Source organism: Methylobacterium sp. A49B (assembly GCF_053346215.1).
In genome coordinates this window covers 68,522-86,363 of sequence record NZ_JBKFBO010000112.1, presented here as the reverse complement: position 1 = coordinate 86,363, position 17,842 = coordinate 68,522, and the positions used below count along the sequence as shown (strand labels likewise).

At 70.5% G+C, this 17,842-nt stretch carries 15 protein-coding genes; 7 read left to right on the top strand and 8 right to left on the bottom strand.

Going from position 1 to position 17,842, the window contains the following annotated elements; all coding sequences use genetic code 11:
* Positions 1–27: 27 nt before the first annotated feature.
* From ACLBX9_RS19410 to ACLBX9_RS19395, 4 genes are all read right to left on the bottom strand, one after another.
* Positions 28–1,254, bottom strand: coding sequence for a glycosyltransferase (locus ACLBX9_RS19410; protein ID WP_447720090.1), 1,227 nt, complete (start codon positions 1,252–1,254; stop codon positions 28–30).
* Entirely contained in the window at positions 1,254–3,446 is a 2,193-nt protein-coding gene (locus tag ACLBX9_RS19405; protein WP_447720089.1) for a GumC family protein, read from the bottom strand. The genes ACLBX9_RS19410 and ACLBX9_RS19405 overlap by 1 nt, the downstream gene beginning before the upstream one ends.
* Positions 3,447–3,457: 11 nt before the next feature.
* Positions 3,458–4,627, bottom strand: a complete 1,170-nt coding sequence (locus tag ACLBX9_RS19400) for a glycosyltransferase (protein ID WP_010684589.1) — start codon at positions 4,625–4,627, stop codon at positions 3,458–3,460.
* Between the two features lie 363 nt (positions 4,628–4,990).
* Positions 4,991–6,079, bottom strand: coding sequence for an acyltransferase family protein (locus ACLBX9_RS19395; RefSeq protein WP_447720088.1), 1,089 nt, complete (start codon positions 6,077–6,079; stop codon positions 4,991–4,993).
* 398 nt (positions 6,080–6,477) lie between these two features.
* On the opposite strand from ACLBX9_RS19395, the gene ACLBX9_RS19390 reads away from it, so the two are divergent.
* The 7 genes from ACLBX9_RS19390 (at position 6,478) to ACLBX9_RS19360 (ending at position 15,060) form a co-directional block, all read left to right on the top strand.
* Positions 6,478–6,732: an acyl carrier protein gene (locus ACLBX9_RS19390; protein WP_447720087.1), complete on the top strand. Its 255-nt coding sequence runs from the start codon at positions 6,478–6,480 to the stop codon at positions 6,730–6,732.
* Positions 6,729–7,892 (top strand): acyl-CoA dehydrogenase family protein, encoded by a 1,164-nt coding sequence (locus ACLBX9_RS19385; RefSeq protein WP_010684592.1) that lies wholly within the window; start codon positions 6,729–6,731, stop codon positions 7,890–7,892. The genes ACLBX9_RS19390 and ACLBX9_RS19385 overlap by 4 nt, the downstream gene beginning before the upstream one ends.
* Positions 7,892–8,848 carry an amino acid--[acyl-carrier-protein] ligase gene (locus ACLBX9_RS19380; protein ID WP_447720086.1) on the top strand — a complete coding sequence of 319 codons (957 nt, stop codon included), beginning with the start codon at positions 7,892–7,894 and terminating at the stop codon, positions 8,846–8,848. Before ACLBX9_RS19385 ends, ACLBX9_RS19380 begins: the two co-directional genes overlap by 1 nt.
* Before the next feature lie 4 nt (positions 8,849–8,852).
* Positions 8,853–9,824 carry a DUF1839 family protein gene (locus ACLBX9_RS19375; RefSeq protein ID WP_447720085.1) on the top strand — a complete coding sequence of 324 codons (972 nt, stop codon included), beginning with the start codon at positions 8,853–8,855 and terminating at the stop codon, positions 9,822–9,824.
* A 9-nt stretch (positions 9,825–9,833) separates the two neighbouring features.
* A complete protein-coding gene (locus tag ACLBX9_RS19370) occupies positions 9,834–12,269 on the top strand; it encodes a glycosyl hydrolase 2 galactose-binding domain-containing protein (protein WP_447720084.1) in 2,436 nt (811 codons plus the stop codon).
* Positions 12,270–12,318: 49 nt separating this feature from the next.
* Positions 12,319–14,049, top strand: a complete 1,731-nt coding sequence (locus ACLBX9_RS19365) for an alpha/beta fold hydrolase (protein WP_447720083.1) — start codon at positions 12,319–12,321, stop codon at positions 14,047–14,049.
* 186 nt (positions 14,050–14,235) lie between these two features.
* Positions 14,236–15,060 (top strand): alpha/beta hydrolase, encoded by an 825-nt coding sequence (locus ACLBX9_RS19360; protein WP_010684597.1) that lies wholly within the window; start codon positions 14,236–14,238, stop codon positions 15,058–15,060.
* 139 nt (positions 15,061–15,199) lie between these two features.
* Here the strand turns inward: ACLBX9_RS19360 and rpmG are convergent, their stop codons facing one another.
* The 4 genes from rpmG to ACLBX9_RS19340 all read right to left on the bottom strand — a co-directional run bounded on the left by rpmG (position 15,200) and on the right by ACLBX9_RS19340 (position 17,822).
* Positions 15,200–15,367 (bottom strand): 50S ribosomal protein L33, encoded by a 168-nt coding sequence (gene rpmG / locus ACLBX9_RS19355; RefSeq protein ID WP_010684598.1) that lies wholly within the window; start codon positions 15,365–15,367, stop codon positions 15,200–15,202.
* 106 nt (positions 15,368–15,473) lie between these two features.
* On the bottom strand, positions 15,474–16,574 hold the full coding sequence (locus ACLBX9_RS19350; protein ID WP_447720082.1) for an MFS transporter: 1,101 nt from the start codon (positions 16,572–16,574) through the stop codon (positions 15,474–15,476).
* An 83-nt stretch (positions 16,575–16,657) separates the two neighbouring features.
* Positions 16,658–17,401, bottom strand: a complete 744-nt coding sequence (locus tag ACLBX9_RS19345) for an NUDIX hydrolase (protein ID WP_447720081.1) — start codon at positions 17,399–17,401, stop codon at positions 16,658–16,660.
* Positions 17,358–17,822 (bottom strand): DUF983 domain-containing protein, encoded by a 465-nt coding sequence (locus tag ACLBX9_RS19340; RefSeq protein WP_447720080.1) that lies wholly within the window; start codon positions 17,820–17,822, stop codon positions 17,358–17,360. The genes ACLBX9_RS19345 and ACLBX9_RS19340 overlap by 44 nt, the downstream gene beginning before the upstream one ends.
* Between the last annotated feature and the right edge of the window lie 20 nt (positions 17,823–17,842).

Below are 17,842 nucleotides of genomic sequence, written 5' to 3'. Positions count from 1 at the left end.
CGATCGTCTGGGAGGATCGCCGGCCGCTCAGGCGCGGGCGGCGACCTGACGGATGAGGTCGGCGAGGGCGGTCTGCATCCCGGCCGCCCCGTAGCGGGACAGCGCCCGCTCCCGGGCGAGGCGGGTGCGCGCCGCGAAGGCGTCCGGCGCCGCCAGCAGCTCCGCGAGTGCAGCGGCGAGGCGGTCGGGCCGCCGCGGCGGCACGAGGGTGCCGGCGGCGCCGCCGTCGAGGATCTCGGACGAGGCGCCCGCGTCCGTGGCGACCACCGGCACGCCGGCCAGCATCGCCTCGACGAGGGTCCGGCCGAACGGCTCGGGATCCACCGACGGGTGCACGACCGCGTCCACCGCCTGCATCAGCGTGGGCACGTCCCCGCGCTGGCCGAGGAACAGCACCCGGTCCGCGACGCCGCGCGCCGCCGCCAGATCGCGCAGCTGCGCGGCGTAGGCGTCCTCGCCGAACAGGGGCGCGCCGACCACGATGCATCGGACACCGGGAAGCGTGGCCAGCGCCTCGATCACCACGTCCTGCCCCTTCCAGGGCGCGAGGCGGCTGAACACGCCGATGAGGGGCCCCACCGGCAGGCCGAGTTCGGCCCGCAGAACCGCCGGGGGGCGGGGATCGCGGTCGAGGTCGAGGCCGTTCGGCACGATCGTCGCCAGGTGCGATCGCCCGCCGGCCCGCACGAAGGCGTCCGCCGCAGCCTGCGACGGCACGACGACCCGGGCCGCGCAGAGGTTGGCGAGGCGCGCCTGCACGATCCGCTGGGCCCGGCCGAAATGGGCGCCGTCGAGGATGTCGTGCAGGTGCCAGATGATCGGGCGACCGGCCAACCGGGCGGGCAGCGCCGAGAGCAGGAAGGCCTTCTGCGAATTGGCGTAGACGACGTCGCAGTCGCGCGCGGCGCCGGCCAGCTCCAGCGCGAGCCCCGCGAGCCGCCCGAGCACCGGAAGGGCGCGCAGGGGCGAGGCATCGCGGCGCAGGCCCGACAGGCCGGTGCCGCGACGCGCCAGGCGGATCTCGAGACCCCGGCTCCTCAGGTCGCTGGCGAGGGCGCCGTCCTCGAACAGGAAGGCTGCCGAGCCGGGCCAGGGGCGCACGACGTCGCGCAGGACGAGTTCCGCCCCCGACATCGTCCCGGTATGGCTGACGAACAGCACCCGGGGGCGGCTGCGCTCCGCGATCTGGACCCCGCGGCTTCCGTCGAGGGGCCGGCCGGCAGGAAGCGCCTCGGCGGGCAGGGCGCCGCTCATCACACCGCCTCCGCGTGGCGCGGCTCGGGAAGCGGCGTCACGTCGTAGGTCGGCTGCAGGCCCGGCCTGACCATCGTCATGGCGATGCCGAGGACTGTGCCCCCCGCCCGGCGCAGGTTCGCCACGGTCTCGACGGTGTCGGAGAGCTGCGAGCGGCCGTAGCGCGCGCAGCAGAGCACGCCGTCCACGTGGCGGGCGAGCATCGACGCGTCCATCAGGAGGCTGGTCGGCGGCGTGTCGAGGAGAACGAGGTCGTAGCGGCGGCTCCAGGCGATGAAGTCGCGCATGCGTTCGCTCATCAGCAACTCGGTCGAGTCCGGCGTGGGGGTCCCGGCCGGGATCACGTCGAAGCGGCCGGTCGAGACTACGGCGTCGGCGGGGTCGATCTCGTTGCGGAGAACGCCGCCGAGCCCGGGGCTTCGTCCGAGGCCGAGCGATCCCTCGAAGTTCGGCCGGCGCAAGTCGCACTCGACCAGGAGCACCCGGCGCCCGCTCGCCGCACCGATCCCCGCCATCGCGAAGGCGGTGAACGACTTGCCCTCGCGGGGTTTCGACGAGGTCACCAGGACGACCTGCGAGGCGCTCCGGCCCACCAGCACCAGATGGGCGTGGAGGTTGCGCAGGACGTTCTGCATCGTCGGGTCGATCCGCGCCCGCGCCAGGGCGTCGGGCAGGTCGAGTTCCCGATGGCGGTCGGAGAGGCGCCCGACCAAGCCGGGGGCCTCCAGCCACGGCAGCTGGGCGAAGACCGGGGCGCCGGTCCCCGCCATCAACTGCGCGGAGGTCCGCACCCGCCGGTCGGTGACGTCGCGCAGGAGCGCCGCCGCGGAGGCCAGCACGCCCGCGAGCACGATGCCGCCTGCCAGGAACGGCAGGGTCTTGGGCGAGAACGGCTCCTGCGGCAGTTCGGCGAGGCTGACCAGCCGGGTGCTGCCGGTGAGGATGCGCCGCTCGGTCTCCAGCTCGCCCGTGCGCTTGACGAGATCGGCGTAGCGTGTGCGCTTGATCTCGGCGTTGCGGACCATGCCCTCGATCGAGGCCTCGTCGTCCATGGCGGCGGCCGCCTCGGTCTTGGCCGTCTCGAGCTGCGCGCGGAGCGACGTGGCCAGGGCGCTCGACGCCTCGTAGGTCTTGCGCAATCCCTGCGCGATGGTGCCGATCTCCTGATCGATGCGCGCGCGCAGGCTCGCCCGCTCGGTGATCAGCGCCCGGATCGCCGGATGGTTCGTCCCGAGGTTTGTGCTCTGGTTGGCGAGCTGGGCGCTGACGCCGCTGAGCTGCTGCTTGAGCGCCACGATGGTCGGGCTGGCCAGCACCGCGGGGGCGCTTTCGGAGCCGTCGCGGCTTCGGTTCTCGATCTCGCCGAGGCGCGCGGCGGCGTCCGCCTTCGCGGCCTCGGCATTGGCGAGCTGATGGCTGATGTTGGTGAGGCGCTCGGCGCTGATCGGCGCGCTCGACCCCTTCAGCAGCCCCTTGCGGCGCCGGAAATCCTGGATCCGGGTCTCGTCGCTGCGGATCGACGCGTCGAGCTGACTGACCTCGGTGTGCAGCCAGTCGGCCGCGGACTTGCGGCTGGAGGCCTGGGCCTCGCGCTGATCCTCGAGGAAGGCGTTGATGAGGGCGTTGGCCATCGTCTGCGCCGTCTCGGGCAGCGGCGACTTGTAGCCGATGGTGATGATGCGGGACCGCCCGGAACTGGTGACGGCGTAACGCTTCTGCAGGTACTCGACGAGGGCGTTGCGGTCGGTCGTCAGCTTCAGGCAGGCCGCGTCCTTCTTCTCCGAGATCGTCGCGGGACGTCCGCCGGTGGCGGCGTAGCGGCACTCGGCCAGCACGGGGGCGGCGAGGCCGTCCTCGATCGCGAGCCGCAGTAGCCGCGGGGAGCGGATCACCAGGATCTGGCTCTCGATGTCGGCGGGGTCGCCGATCTTCTGGATCCAGGCCATCGAGGCGTTGTGGGCGCCCGGTTCGGCCTCCGCCACGATGACAGAGCCGCTCGCCACGTATTGCGGCTGGATCATCATCAGGGCTGTGATGGCGAGGCCGAGGACCGCGGTGAACACCACCGCGAACAGGGTGCGGCGGCGCCAGATCCGGGCGAGGGGCGCGGCGAGACCCTCGCGGCGCTCCGTCGCCGGCGGGGCGGCGCGGACCGGAGACCGGTTCGCCAGGTCGACCGTCATGAGCGACATGGACATCGTCCTCAGCCCACAGCTTCGAGTCGCGGAAGGATGCGCGGCCGGGTCTCGCAGGCCGCCCGATGCTGAGCCATCTGCTCGTCCACGAAGCGCGAGAAGCGGACCCGGAACAGATCGGCCGAGAACATCTCCGCCTGGGACCTGCAGGCCTCCCGGGTGAAATGGTCCTCCTGCTGGATGAACCGCCGCACGCAGGCCGCGACCGCATCGGGTTCGGGGGTCTCGAAGAACATGCCGGTGCGCTGCGGGCCGCGCACCTGGACGGTTTCCCGGGCGCCCCCGCGGCCGAGCGCCAGCACGGGCGTGCCCTCGGAGGAGGCCTCCAGCACGATGATGCCGAAATCCTCCTCGGCGGCGAAGATGAAGGCGCGGGCGGTGGCCATGAGGTGGCGCAGCCCCGCGTCGGAGACGAAGCCGGCGAAGGAGACGTTGGGTCCGGCGATCGCCCGGAGATGCGCGGCGTCCGGACCGGTGCCCGCCACGGTGAGGTGGAGGTCCGGGAGCTGCGCGAAGGCGCGCACCACCGCCTCGACGTTCTTGTAGGGGACGAGCCGGCTCGCGACGAGGAAGTGGTTCCCGCGCGGCCCCTCGAAGCGCTGGTCGGACAGCGTGATCGGCGGGTGGATCACCTCCGCGGAACGGCCGTAGACCTTCTTGATCCGCCGGGCCACGAAGGCCGAATTGGCCACGATGGCGTTCGGCCCGGCCGCGGTTCGGAAGTCCCACACCCGCATCCGATGCAGCACGAGGCGGGCGAGCAGGCTCTTGACCCCGGCCTCGCAACCGCTCTCCCGCAGATAGGTATGCTGCATGTCCCAGGCGTAGCGCATGGGCGAGTGGATGTAGGATACGTGCAGCTGGTCGGGTCCGGTCAGGACGCCCTTCGCCACCGCGTAGCTGCTCGAGATGACGAGGTCGTAGGCCGACAGGTCGAATTGCTCGATCGCGAGGGGCATCAAAGGCAGGTAGTTCCGGTGCCGCGTGCGCGCGAAGGGCATGCGCTGGATGAAGCTGGTATGCGCCTGCTCGTAGCCGAGGCGGGCCCGATCCTCCTCCGGCAGGAAGTCGAACAGCGCGTAGACGTCCGCGCCGGGATAGATCCTGAGCAACTGCTCGAGGACCCGCTCGGCACCTCCGACCACATACAACCAGTCGTGTACGATCGCGACACGCATCGCAGCTTCCTCGTCGGTGCGCCGAACGTCGGGGGCGGGTGTCCGCCAAGCGGATCTCGCCCTGGAAATGCGGTGCTGCCTACGGGGAGTAGAGTTTTCGCGGATAAAAAAGAAGTCAACGCCGCGAATGCAGGGATTAAATAGCATCCGTTCAGTGAGGAAAGAGCGATAGTAAGATTAATTGCAATTTAATATTAAGTTCGATATCGATTTCGGGTCGGCTGCCCGACGTCTCGATATCCGTGGTCGTCGGACGTCAAGCGGCCTCGGGCGAGGCATCTGGATCCCGCCGCGCGCAGGCGGCGCGAGCGTCCATCATGGGTGGCCCGCCGCGTCCGCCTCGATCTGGCAGTTGAGGTCCGGTTACGAGGTTGCGGCCTCCGCCACAGGGCGGGAGGCCGGCTGCCGATCGAACCGGCGCCGCAGGGCCGCGCTCAGCGGGACTTCGACGTGCCGGTACAGCATGTCTCCGATCGCGGCCGAGGCCACAAACGCGAGCAGGAAGATCAGCGTGACCCGCGGAAGGCCTGGAGCCAGGATGGGCGACACGACCTTCGCGGCGGTGTGCAAGAGGAGGTTGTGGACGAGGTAGAAGGAGTAGCTGGCATTTCCCTGCGCGAGCAGCCAGCGCGAGCGCACCAAGACCCCGCCGCGCTCCAGAAGGAGCATCGCGCCGACGATGAGGGTTGCTGCGGTGCCCCAGACCAGCGGCCGCATGAAACCGGTCATTTCAGGTCCGTAGCCACAGGCATCGGCGACGACCTGTCCGCCCAGAATGAGCAGGCCGGCCGCCGCGAAGGCTGCCACGGCCACGCGCCGAACCGGGAAGTCCGGGTTCGGCGCGCCGAGGCGCAGATAGACGTATCCGAGCCCGATCCCGGCGGCGAATTCGACCACGATCGGCTTCGTGTAGAACGCCCAGTAGAACCCCGGGCCGGGCAGGAGGCCGAGGAGCATCAGCCCGGCGAAAAGCGCACCTGCGGCCAGCGCTCTCTGAGCAAGCATCGGCACCAGCAGCAGGCCGGCGAAGGCTGCGTAGAAGAACATCTCATAATTGAGCGTCCAGCCGACCGAGACCAATGGCTCGATGTAGCCGCCGCGCGAGAACGGCACGAACAGCAGAGACTGCAGCAGATACTCCGCTCGGAATTCCATGATCCCGATGGGCTTCAAGCCGGTCATGGCGATCAGAGCCAGCCCCACTGTGACAAGCCAGTAGACCGGAACGACCCGCGCCGCCCGCCGCAGCAGGAAGCGTCCGGCCGTCTCCCCACGCCCGCTCGTGCTCACGAACATGATGAAGCCGGACAGGACGAAGAAGACATCGACGCCGGTCGCGCCGAAGGCGAAGAGGTCCGGCCTCGGCAGGATCGGCGCCGCATAGGGGCCGAAATGGGTCAGGAACACGCCGTATGCCGCGAGGGCGCGCAGAACCTGCAGATTGTAGATCATGACGTGCCGTCCGGGGATGGCCGCCCGCCCAGGTCAGACGTGGCCGGGGTACCCTGCCGGATCCCGACCCGCGGAGTCACGAAATCTCCAGATTCTTCCTAAATACACATGCTGTCTCTTAGGGGTCGTTCCAAGTTTAAGTACTGGACACGGATTGAGATCACGTTTATGTGATTTATGCGTTCTGTGCGCTTGAAATTAAGCGATCAGAGCCGTTAGCGAGAATGCTCGTTGCTTCGGGAGGGCGGATGCCTAACCCTTGGCAGTCACAGTGGCGACGTTTCCGATTGCGAATCCAAAACGGCCCGGATTAAATTCGCTTACTATTGTTCAATGTAGTATTTGACTCGCGGTCGGTCGGCTCTATAGGGTTGCGACAACTTCGAAGGGGTTCTGCCTTGAATATCACACACATCATCCGTGAGATCCTCGGCTCGAACGAGGCATTCGCCGGCAAGGCCGAGCAACTCTCCGAGGACGACAGCCTGTTCGACCTTGGTTTGGACTCGTTCGGTTCGGTGCAACTGATGCTCGCGCTCGAAGAGCGCTTCAGCGTCGAGTTTCCCGACAGCCTCCTGAACCGCAAGTCCTTCGCGTCGATCCGCTCGATCCGCGAGGCCGTCTCCACGCTGATCCATCAGGACGCCGCATGAGCACTCTGACCGCGCGCGCTGAGCGGGCGGCGGCTGTGGCAGCGCGCCACGCCGACGCCGTCGACCGCGATGGCCGCTTCCCCGAGGAAGCCGTCGCCGCCATGAAGGCCGAGCGCCTGCTCGGCCTCCAGATTCCGAGCCAGTTCGGCGGCGAGGGCGCAGGGCTCACGCAGATTGCCGAGCTGTGCAGCACCCTCGGCCATGCCTGCAGCGCGGCCGCGATGGTGTTCGCCATGCACCACATCAAGGTGTCGAGCCTTGTCACGCACGGCCTCGACAGCGCGTGGCACTGCCGGCTGATGGAGCGGATCGCCCGCGAGCAGCTGCTCGTGGCGTCCTCGACCACCGAGGCCGGCATCGGCGGCGACCTGCGCAACAGCCTCTGCGCGGTCGAGGCGACCGGCGATGTGTTCTCCCTGGGCAAGGACGCGTCGGTGATCTCCTACGGGTCGCACGCCGACCTGATTCTGGCGACCGCCCGCCGCAACCCGGATGCTCCGACCTCCGATCAGGTGCTCGTGGCGCTGCTCGCCGATCAGATCTCCCTCGTGCGCACCGGCGACTGGGATACGCTGGGCATGCGGGGTACCTGCAGCGAAGGGTTCCGCCTCGAGGCCCGTGACGTGCCACTCGAGCAGATCCTGCCGAAGCCCTTCGCGGAGATCGCCGCGCAGTCGATGCTGGCTTCGTCCCATCTGCTCTGGAGCAGCGTGTGGTACGGCATCACGACCTACGCGGTCGACCGCGCCCGCGCCTTCGTGCAGGCCGAGGCGCGGCGCCGGCCCGGTCAGGTGCCGCCCACGGCGACGCGGCTGGCCGAGGTCTCCAACGCGCATCAGGCCATGCGCGGCACCATCGTGTCGGCCCTGCGCCGCTTCGAGGACGCGCACGGGGACGCCGACACGATCGGGTCGATCGGCTTCTCGGTGATGCTGAACAACCTGAAGGTCACGGTCTCCGACATGGCCGTGGATATCGTGCGGCGCGCGCTCGCGATCGTCGGGCTCGCGGGCTACCGCAACGACACGCCCTTCAGCCTGGGCCGACCACTGCGCGACGTCCTGTCGGCGCCGCTGATGATCGGCAACGACCGTATCCTCGCCAACACCGCCAAGCTCCTGCTCGTGCAGAAGGGCAGCGGCCAGCTCATGAGCGTGTGATGGAATCGCTGTCCTCCTCTCACGGCGAGGATCGTGCCGAAGGGGCACCGGTCGCGGAGCCGACCTTCCTCGACCGCCTGTTCGACCACGGTCTGCTGATCCGCACCGGGGTCGACGGTCTCTACGGCCGGAGCGGCGCCTTCGAGAGCGTCGTCGATGCCCTCGACCGGCTGATCACGCGCCTCGGCGCGGCGGACGGCGCCGAGGTCATGCGTTTCCCGCCCGGCATGAGCCGGCCGGCCTTCGAGCGGAGCGGCTACCTCAAGGGCTTCCCGAACCTCGCAGGCACGGTGCACAGCTTCTGCGGCGATTCCGCGGGCCATGCCGAGATCCTCGCCTGTGTCGAGGCCGGGCGCGACTGGACGGGCCAGCAGGAGGCGACCGACATCGTCCTGACGCCTGCGGCCTGCTACCCGCTCTACCCGGCCGCCGCCGCCCGGGGACCGCTCCCCACCGAAGGGCGCCTGTTCGACCTGCAATCCTACTGCTTCCGGCGCGAGCCCTCGCTGGAGCCGACCCGGATGCAGCTCTTCCGGATGCGCGAGTACGTGCGCATGGGCAGCCCCGAGCAGGTTCTGGCGTTCCGTGAATCCTGGCTCGAGCGCGGCACCGCCATGATCCGCGACCTCGACCTCCCGCTCGCCATCGACGTGGCCAACGACCCGTTCTTCGGACGGGCCGGCCGGATGATGGCCAACAACCAGCGGGAGCAGGGCCTCAAGTTCGAGCTGAACGTGCCGGTCAACAGCGTCGACAAGCCGACCGCCTGCCTCAGCTTCAACTACCACCAGGACCATTTCGGCACCACCTGGGGGCTGCGTCAGGCTGATGGTGGCGTCGCCCACACCGCCTGCGTCGGCTTCGGACTGGAGCGGATCACCCTGGCGCTCCTGCGCCATCACGGCCTCGACCTCGCCGAATGGCCCGAGGCCGTGCGCGCCACGCTGTGGGGCTGAGGCGGTGACGGCCGCCCTTCGCCTGCCGTCGGGGTCCGGGCTCGCGGACCCCTACCTCCCGCACGCGCTCCACGATGCCGGCCGGGACTGGCCGGAGACGAACTGCTACGTGGACCTCTGGATCGAGCTGCTGCACGGCCGTGGCCTCGTGCCGGAGGCCATGCTGGGCTTCACCCTGCGCCAGGACTTCGAGGGCGACCAGTTCACCTTCTTCAAGCCGCCCCCGGGCGACATCGAGCGCCTCTACGGGCTGGAGGTGCTTGAACTCGCGGTCTACGCGGGGATCGAGGCGCATGCCGTGATCCAGGCGAAGGCCGGCCGGCCCGTGCTGGTCGAGGTCGACGCGATCTATCTGCCCGACACGAGCGGAACGACCTACGGCCGGGACCACGGCAAGACGACGATCGGCATCCTGGCCATCGATCCGGCGGCGGGCGAACTCGACTACCTCCACAATGCCGGCCGCTTCCGGCTCTCCGGCGCGGATTACGCCGGGATTTTCGGCCCGGCGACGCTGCCGCCCTACGCCGAGTTCGTGAAGGCCGTCGCGCCGCCCATGGACCCGGCCGAGCTTCCAAGGGCCGCCCGCGACCTGCTCGTGCGGCATCGCGCCCGGGCGCCGCGGCACAATCCTGTCCTGGCCTTCCGCGATGCGCTCGCCGCGACGGCCGACGGGCTGGTGTGTCAGCCGCTCAGTGTGTTCCACGCCTACGCCTTCAACACCACCCGCCAGCTCGGCGCCAATTTCGAGATGCTCTCCAGTCATCTGGCGTGGCTCGAGGGCCAGGGCATCGGAGCATTCGCGCCCGCGACCGAGGCGGCGGCCGACCTGAGCCGCGAGGCGAAGGCCTTCCAGTTCCAGCTCGCCCGCGCCTTCCACCGGAAGAGCGCCGCGGGGCTTGCGTCGCGCCTCGATCTGATCGCGGCGACCTACGACCGCGTCTTCGCGTCCCTCGACCGGGCTCTCGCCTCCTAAGAGCGATCCATGGCCCGCATCCGCAGCGTCGAGGGCCGGGTGCCCGGCGGCACGCCCGGGCCGTGGCGCCTCGCCCTGACGCCGCCCGGCGCCTGCGCGAACCCCGGAGACCTCGACGGGGTGACCGACTGGATCCCCGCCACCGTTCCGGGGACCGCCGCGGCGGCGCTGCGCGCCGCCGGGCGCTGGAGCGAGACGGCGCCCGAGCCGATCCACGACCGCGACGTCTGGTATCGCGCGCGTTTCGTCGGCTCCGGGAGGGTTCGCCTGCGCTTCGAGGGACTCGCGACGCTCGCGGAGATCTGGCTCGACGGCGTGCCGGTCCTGACGTCCCGCTCGATGTTCGAGCCGCAGGCCATCGAGGCCGACCTCGGCGGGGAAGCCGACCTCGCGATCTGCTTCCGATCGCTGCGCGCGGACCTCGACCGTCCGGCCCGGCGCGGGCGCTGGCGGCCATGGATGATCACGCCCGGCTCATTGCGCCACCAGCGCACCAGCCTCCTCGGCTTCATGCCGGGATGGTGCCCGGAGATCGATCACGTCGGTCCCTTCGGTCCGGTGACCGTGGAGGCCGTGCAATCCGAACCCGCGGCGGCCGACCTGCGCGCGACCTTCGACGGGGAGACTGGCCGCCTCTTCGCGCGCCTTCACCTCGACAGCGGGACCACCTCGGCCGTGCTCGTCTGCGCCGGGCGCGAAGCGCCGCTGACCGCGATCGAGCCCGGCCTGTTCGCGGGCGAACTGGTGCTGCCCGGCATCGCGCCCTGGTGGCCGCACACCCACGGGACGCCGCATCTCCACCCCGCCGCGGCGCGCGTCGACGGCGCGCTGCTCGATCTCGGTCGGGTGGGATTCCGGAGCCTGTCGCTGACCCGGCCGTTCGAGGAGGGCCTGTCGCTCGCGGTCAACGGGGTGCCGGTCTTCTGCCGCGGGGCCAACTGGATGCCGCCGGACCTCGTCGGGCTCGGTGCCGAGGGAGACCGCACCCTGCTCACCCTCGCGCGCGAAGCCGGCATGAACATGCTGCGCGTGCCGGGCACGACGCTCTACCCGGCCACGGACTTCTACGACCTGTGCGACGAACTCGGCATCCTGGTCTGGCAGGATCTGATGCTGGCGAATTTCGACTATCCGCACGGTGATCCGGACTTCGCCGGCCGGCTGGCCGGGGAGGTTACGGCCTTCCTCGACCGGACGCAGACGGCGCCGTCCCTCTGCGTGCTCTGCGGTGGCAGCGAGGTCTGGCAGCAGGCGGCCATGCTCGGCGCGCCGCGGTCGGTCTGGGCCGACGCCTTCTGCGCGACGGGCCTCGGCGCGCTCGCGGCGACGCTGCGCCCCGACCTCGTGGTGGTTCCCAACTCGCCGTCCGGGGGTGCCTTGCCGTTCCTGCCGCGCGAGGGCTGCACGCATTATTTCGGCGTCGGCGCCTATCGGCGCCCCCTCGAGGATGCCCGTCGGGCGCAGGTCGGCTTCGCCAGCGAGTGCCTCGCCTTCGCCAATCCGCCCGAGCCCGGAACCCCGGGGCCGGCGGGACCGGATGATCCACGCTGGGCCGCAGGAATCCCCCGCGACCGGGGGGCCGACTGGGATTTCGAGACCGTGCGCGACCACTATGTCGGCGTGCTCTACGGCGTCGATCCCGCCGCGCTGCGCGCGCACGATCCGGAGCGCTACCTCGAACTCGGGCGCGCCGCCGTGGCCGAGGTGATGGAGGCGACCTTCGCGGAGTGGCGCCGGCCGCAATCGCCGACGGCGGGTGGCCTCGTCCTGATGCTGCGCGACCTCGGGCCGGGAGCGGGCTGGGGCGTGATCGACTGGACACAGCGGCCGAAATCCGGGTGGTACGCGCTGAAGCGGGCCTTCCGGCCGGTGCAGGTCGTGATCAGTGACGAGGGGCTCGACGGCCTGCATCTCCATGTCCTGAACGAGACCGACACGGCGCGGGAGATGACGCTGGCGCTGAGCCTGTCCGATGCCGGCGGTCGGGTCGCGGCCCAGGCCGAGCGGGTCGTCGCGGTGGGGGCACGCTCTACCCTGACGCTCTCCTCCGCCGAGCTGCTCGGCCGCTTCTTCGACGCCACCGACAGCTACCGGTTCGGACCGCGCGTCCACGATCTGGCGCAGGCCCGGCTGATCGGCGCGGACGGGACCATCCTCGCCGAGAGCTTCCACTTCCCGGGCGGTCGTTCGGTCGCGCGAGAGGACATCGGCCTGCGCGCCGAACCCGTGGCGACGGATGCGGGCCCCGGGCTGCGCATCGCCGCGGATCGTCTCGCCCTCGGCGTGCAGATCCAGACCTCAGGGGCGCTTCCGGACGATAACTATTTCCATCTCGCGCCGGGGTCGGTGCGGACCATCGCCTTCCCGGGCTGCGCCCGGCTCCCGCGCGGCCAGGTTCGCGCGATCAACGGCAACGCGGTCGCGGAATTCGGCCATGACGATTGAGGCTGGATCCGGGGGCGCGCGTTCCGCCAGGGCGGACGAGCCGTTTCCCGTGACCTTCGACGGCCTCTTCGGCTGGTTCCATCCGGCGGCGGGCCGGCGCGGCGTGGTCCTCTGCGGCGCCCACGGCTTCGAGCAGATGGCGGCCCACCGGCCCTGGCGCGCGCTGGCGGGAGACCTCGCGGCTGCCGGCTGCCCGACCCTGCGCTTCGACTATCCCGGTGAGGGCGACTCCGGTGATCCCGCAGAGTTGCGGGTCGCCGGCTGCGTTGCGGCGATCCATCAGGCCATCCGCTTCCTGCGCGAGATGGCCGGGGTCGCCGAGATCACCCTCGTCGGCCTGCGTCTTGGCGGGGCCTTCGCGGCCCTGGCGGCAGAGGCGGAGGCGGTGGACCGCCTCGTCCTGCTGGCGCCGGTCGCCAGCGGACGGGCATATCTGCGCGAGATGCGGCTGCGCGCCCAGACGATCGGACGCTTGCCGGACGGCTCGGTTCCGCCGCAGGAGCCGGACAGCCTCGACATCGGCGGGTTCCGCATGGGGGCGTCGTTCCTCGCCGACCTCGCGCACCTCGACCTCGCGCGGATCGAGCGGTCGCCGGCCCGTAGCATCCTGCTCCTCGCTCCGGAGGCCAAGGCCCTCGCCGCCCGTCTCGAAGCCCTCGGCTGTGCCGTCACCGCCGGGCCATTTCCAGGCCTCGCCCAACTCGTCGGCGATCCGATCTTCGCGAGCGTGCCGGAGGCGGATTTCAGCCGCGTCACGGCCTTCGCCACCGAGGCGATGGCGGTCTCTGCGCCGCTGCCGGCGGTCCTGCAGCCGGCCCACTTGGAGGGATCGGGATGGACGGAAGGGCCGATCCGATCCGTTCCAGGCCTCTTCGGGATCCAGTGCGAGCCGCGCGTGGCGGATCCCGCAGCCGCGACGGTGCTCTTCGTCTCGACGGGCATGACCGTGCGTTCCGGGTGGGGACGCCAGACGACGGATCTCGCCCGGCGCCTTGCGGCCGAAGGTGTCGCCTCGGCTCGCTTCGATCTCCGCGGCATCGGCGACAGCGCGGGGCGGCCGGACGACAGCAGACCCCTCTTCGCGCCGGACGGCTTCGCCGATGTCGTGGCGGCGATCGACCACGTGGCCGGCACGGGCGGCCCGATCGTATTGGTCGGCGGTTGCAGCGGTGCCTACGCGGCGTTCCAGGCTCTCTGCCGCGACCCGCGCATCGACGGGGCGCTCCTGATCAATCTCTACTGCTTCGACTGGGACCCGGATCAGGATCTCGACACCGTGATCCGGCAGACTTTCGGGAGCGTCCACACCTATGCGGGGCTTCTCGCGCAGGGTTCGACGTGGCGCCGCCTGCTCTCCGGGAAGATCCACGTCAGGGCGATCGCCGGAGCCCTGGCCCGACGGGGTGCGGCTGCGGCCCTACGGCGTGCACGCCGGGCGTGGCGTCCGGGTGTCCCCGGCGGCTCCGTGGCCCGGCGGATCGCCGGTCTCCGGCGCCGGGGCGCCCAGATTCGTCTGCTCTACAGTGCGGGAGATCCCGGCCTCATCGCCGCCCGCCGCCACCTGGGGCGCTTCCCCGGCCGGGCCGACCGGCGTCTCGGCGCCCCGGTCATGGTCATACCCGGCGTCGATCACAACCTCAGCTCGGTCCAGGCGCAGCTCGAACTCGGACGGGCGCTGCGTGAACTCCTGCGCGCCGTGCAGAGGGTCCCGGCGGCGCGCTCGGAGGAGGCGCTTCCCGCTGTCCCGGGCACCGGCCTCGCCGCTCCGAGCTGGACGTGAGCAGCGTCGGCCGCCGGGTCAGCCGTCGCACCGGACCGCCGCGGCAGAGATCTCGGTGACAGTGCCGCGGCACGTCACGATAGACTGTATTCAAATTACGTGAATCGAGTGCCTCACTGCCTATCGTGACGGTTTACCATCTGGTATCGTCTTCGCCGCCCATTTTTGACCGGGGATGCGCGGCTCATGCTGAGCTATATATCCAGCAAGGTCCTCGGCGTGGCGCTGATGCTCCTGAACCTCCTCGCGCCTGCCGAGGTTCGCGTCCATAAGGACGTCTCCTACGCCGCCGGAGGTCAGCAACTGGCGGACGTCTATCAGCCGAACACGGCCGGTCCCCATCCCGTCGTGGTTTTCCTCTACGGCGGTGGGTGGCGCTCCGGTTCCAAGAAGGCGGTCGCCTTCCTCGGCGCCGCCCTGGCGCGGCAGGGCATCGTCACGGTGATCCCGGAATACCGCCATTTCCCGAACGGGAGCCTGTCCGACATTCTGACCGACAACGCCGCCGCCGTTGCCTGGACAATCGCCCACGCCGAGACCTTCGGGGGCGATCCGAAGCGCGTCGTGGTGGCCGGACATTCCTCCGGCGCCTGGGCTGCCGCGATGCTGGGGCTCGATGGGACGTGGCTCGAGCACGCGGGCTCAAGCCCGGCAGCCTTGGCGGGCGTCATCGGGCTTTCGGGACCCTACACGGTGTCATCCCTGACCGAGACCGTGGACGAGGAGGTCTTCGCCGGTAGCGATCCCACCCTGCAGCCGATCAATCATGCCGCGGGGCCGCACCCGGCCATGCTGCTGCTCACCGGCGCGAACGATCAGGACGTCAGACCATCCGGCACGATCGCACTCGCGGACCGGTTGAAGGCGGCCGGAAACGACCCGGAGATGCACATCTATCCGGGGCTCGGGCACGGTGGAACACTGCTTTCGATCGGCCTTCCCTTCGCGCGCCGAGCGCCGGTCATCGCCGACATCAAGCATTTCGTCGAGGGCGTGCACGCCGCGCTGTGAGCGCGGGCCAAGCCCTCGCTGCGGCAGCAGCTCAGGCCGGACCGCGATCTCGGACATCGTGGCGATGCTGGATCTCGCATAAGAAAAGCCGCCCGGTCGGGGCGGCTTCGCAAGTCGTCAAGCTGTAACGTCCTGCTGATTACTTGATCTTAGATTCCTTGAACTCGACGTGCTTGCGCGCCACCGGGTCGTACTTGCGCATCGACAGCTTCTCGGTCTGCGTCCGGGAGTTCTTCTTGGTGACGTAGAAGTAGCCCGTGTCGGCGGTGGAGACGAGCTTGATCTTGACGGTGACGGCCTTGGCCATGGCGCGGCGCTCCTGCAGGGTGCGGCATTCCGCGTGAGCGAAACGCAAATGGCCGGGAGGGCCCGGCCGAATACGGGCGGGTGAATGCCCGATCGGGCCCGGCAGGTCAAGAGCGGGCGCGCCCGCGCCCGGTCGCGGCGAGCCATCCGGCGAAGGCCAGAAAGAGCGCCAGCAACGCCAGCGCGAAGCCGTGCGGCGGCACGAGGTCGAGCCCGCCCCCGATCAGGGGCGGTCCCAGCATGAGGCCGACATTGTAGAGCACCACGAAGGCCGCGTTGGCACCGGCGAGGTCGTTCGGCGGCGTGCGGTCGCCGAGCATCGCCAGTCCGACGGTGTAGAGCGTGCCGGCGATCCCGCCCCAGACGAGGAGAAGCAGGCCGAATGCCGCCGGGCTGCCGGCCGCGAGCGGAATCAGAGCCGAGCCGGCCGCGCCCGCGAGGCCGGCGCCGAGCAGCACCGCGCCGCGGTCGAGCCGGTCGGCGAGCCAGCCGAACGGGATCTGGAACAGCACGTTGCCGAGGGCGACCAAGCTGACGAGCCCGGCCGCCCCCTGGGCGTCGTAGCCGAGGCGCAGGCCATACAGGGGCAGGATCGCGAAGATTCCGGTCTCCACCGCCCCGTAGGCGAGGGCGGCCGCCAGCGCCCCGGGGGCGAGCCGTAGATAGCCGAGGAGGCCGCGGCCGGAGCCGGTTTCGATCGTCGGCGACAGCCCGCGGGCGACCACGATCGGCAGCCCCCCGGCCAGCATCAGCAGAGCCCCCGTGGCGTAGGGCGCGGGCCCTTCGGTTCCGACGAGCGCCAGCAGCAGCGGGCCGACCGCGAAGCCCGCGGCCAGGACGGTGGCGTAGATGCCCATCACGAGGCCGCGTCGCTCCGGTGGTGCTGCGGCGTTGATCCAGTACTCGGAGAGGACGAACAGCGCGCCGAGCGTCGTCGAGAACACGAAGCGCAGGGGGAACCACAGGGCGATCCCCGGCAGGAGCGGGAACAGCGCGAGGCTGACCGCCCCGACCGCGAGCGCGAGCCCGAGCAGCGGGGCGACGCCGATTCGCGCGGCGAGCCGCGGCACGAACGGGACGGTGCCGATACTGGCGAGGCCGGCCACCGCGGTGTTGAGCCCGATCAGAGTGCTCGACGCGCCGCGCCGCTCCAGCTCGATCGACAGGAGCGGGATCGACAGGCTCAACCCGATGCCGACGACGGTCACGCATGTGATGGCGGCCGAGATCGCCGCGACATCCTCCGACCTGATTCCCCGCCGCGCGTCCCGCCTCCGCTCCTCTGGGCGGCTCACAAGGCCACCCGCTCGCGGCGGCCGTAGCGTTCGTAGTGGAAGGGGATCATCCGGTGCGGCGCGAAATCGGCGGCGATCTGCGCCTCAAGGTCGTCCAGGATGGCGCGGGTTATGTACGGCAGGTCGAGCTTGCGCGCCGCGTCGAGCCGGACCCAGGCGAGTTCGGTGAACTCGGCGTCGGCCTGCACTCGGCCCGGTTCCTCGGCCGCCACCATGCGGCGGTCGACCGCGAAGAAGCGCGTGTCGAACCGGCGCACGCGCTTCGGCGGCGTGATCGCCCGGGCGACGAGGTGAAGCGCTTCCAGGTCCGGCAGCACGCCGTGCCGGGTGAAGCCCTCCCAGCCCGCGGGCGCGTCCTCGGGAGCGCCGTGCTCGGTCGTGCCGAGCAGCAGGCCGGTCTCCTCGTAGGTCTCGCGGATGGCCGCCAGGGCGAGGGCGCGCCCGAGATGGTGCGGGGGCCGGGACACCAGCCGGGTCAGCGCCGCCTCAGCGTAATCGGGCAGGGCGCCGGCCACCGGCATGTGGCGGTCACCGAGCTCGATCCGGCCGCCCGGGAAGACGAACTTGCCCGGCATGAAAGCGAGGTTCGGATTGCGCCGGCCCATCAAGACCTTCGGGCCGCCCCGCCCGCGCCGGTCGATCACGATCATGGTGGCGGCGTCCCGGGGGCGCAGGCGCGCCGCTGCCGGCCTGCGCTCAGGAGTGGTGGTGATCTGCGGCTCCTGCTGCGGCTCCGGCAAGGCGGGTCTCCTTCGTCCCCGGGGCGGGGCGGCTCCGCGGTAACGTGGCGAAGCCGTGCATGCCAAGGGCGTATTGCAACCCGACGACGGCGCCCTTGACCGGCTGAAGCAGGACGAGCGCGAACAGGAGCGTGAAGACCGGCCAGACGCCCATCTCCACCCAGAGCGGCACCTCGTAGGCGCTCTCCGTCTCCAGGATCAGGTAGCCGACGATGTGGGCCACGATGAAGATCACCACGTAGGGTGGCAGGTCATCGGCCCGATGGTGATGCAGCTCCAGGCCGCAGACATCGCATTCCGGCCGCACCTTGAGGAACCGGCCGAAGATCCGGCCCTGGCCGCAATGCGGGCAGCGGCCGATGAAGCCGCGGGCCATGGCGGGGATCAGGCGGGTGCGCTGGGGAGTCGCGTCGACGGCCATGTCCAGGCTCTACACCGCCC